2 protein-coding genes are annotated in these 1263 nt (G+C 41.4%); both read right to left on the bottom strand.

Annotation, left to right across the window (positions count from 1 at the left end):
- Nucleotides 1–334: 334 nt before the first annotated feature.
- A complete protein-coding gene (locus QUB61_RS39530) occupies nt 335–490 on the bottom strand; it encodes a hypothetical protein (RefSeq protein ID WP_333136952.1) in 156 nt (51 codons plus the stop codon).
- Nucleotides 491–728: 238 nt separating this feature from the next.
- On the bottom strand, nt 729–1097 hold the full coding sequence (locus tag QUB61_RS39525) for a transposase (protein ID WP_333190476.1): 369 nt from the start codon (nt 1095–1097) through the stop codon (nt 729–731).
- Nucleotides 1098–1263 lie beyond the last annotated feature (166 nt).

The raw sequence follows: 1263 nt of genomic DNA, 5'->3' as shown, positions 1-1263 counted from the left end.
TTGAGTAACAGCTTGCCGGATATTTAAAGGCAGCTACTTTTAGATGCGCTCGTTTTTTAGTCTCAACTCCAGTCAAAAAAGATAGCGGATTATTGACAGGCTTATTGACTCAATCGCCCCAAATATTGAATCTGATGCAAGGGATCTTGCCACTCTCTTTTATTGATACACACACAGCTTGTGCGCTGGCTGCAAGAAAATATAGCCTTCCAAGCTGCATATAAAGTCCAGGGGAGCTTTGTTTTGCCTTAAAACTTATTGGTTAAGTCCCGGTAGCATGAAAAAGCGATCGCCACTGTTGGAGTACAGCGATCGCACAATATGAAGAAAATCCTTACCCCTTTGCCTCTTCCTTCAACCCATCCTCCAGTGTGGGTGTGGGTGCTAGCGATGCAAGTTCTTTTGCTGTTGGTGCTGGTAAAGCTTCCTTTGTAGCGAAAACAAATTCTTCGATCGCGCTAGCAAGTGGTTTGCGCTTCTTGGTACTCATGTCAACGATCTCATGATTTCCTTAAACAGTCGGCTGTCTGGGAGGGTGACAAAGAGGCCTAGGAAATAGACCGAATAAGGGTTGCAGCCCGCATACCTTGTTGATAAAAGCGGCGTTTATTGGGAGTTAACTTCATTAACTGTTCCACCTCTAATGAAAATTGTTCGAGGTAATCAACCCACTTTTCTCCATCTAAACCAACACCAAATGTACTCCGTCTGCGATATCTTTTCTTGGGTTATTTTCGGCGACATACATATTTTTGTACCTGCTTTTTCCTCAATTGAGTACCTTGAAATATTGCCTCCAAGTAGGCGAGCGTCATCAGCAGAATCATGTTAATAAGTCGGTTTCCTTTGAGGCTAGTTCCTTCAAGATCGTAGCCTCCTGTTTTACAGTCTCGGAACATTTCTTCAATGCCCATCCGTTGCTTGTAAGCATCGATTGCTGCAGGCAATGAGCCTAAATCTGTGAGAATAAACCACGCTTCCTCAACCTTCCATGCCCCATAGTTTCTTTGACACTTACAAGCAACATCAAATCCAGCGGCCGGCTGAGTTTTCCTCACTCTTTTACCTTGAAAATATAAAGAGGTTCCTGGTACTATTCCTAATTCATCTAATCGTTGCCAAACTAAATGTTCTGTTTCGATAAGTAGTTAAGCAAAATTAATTACACAAACAAACATTATGCTATAATAAGACTATTGAGTTGTACAGAGAGATATTGTGTATGTTTTTACTTAGAGATGTTAATCCACTTTCATTTAAATT

The organism is Microcoleus sp. C2D2, from assembly GCF_036702495.1.
GTDB lineage: Bacteria > Cyanobacteriota > Cyanobacteriia > Cyanobacteriales > Microcoleaceae > Microcoleus.
Note: the sequence above shows the minus strand (reverse complement) of the source record. Positions and strands in the feature narration are given on the sequence as shown.

Coding starts and splice junctions, on each gene's coding strand:
- QUB61_RS39530 (WP_333136952.1), bottom strand. CDS start 490: ATGAGTACCAAGAAGCGCAAACCACTTGCTAGCGCGATCGAAGAATTT.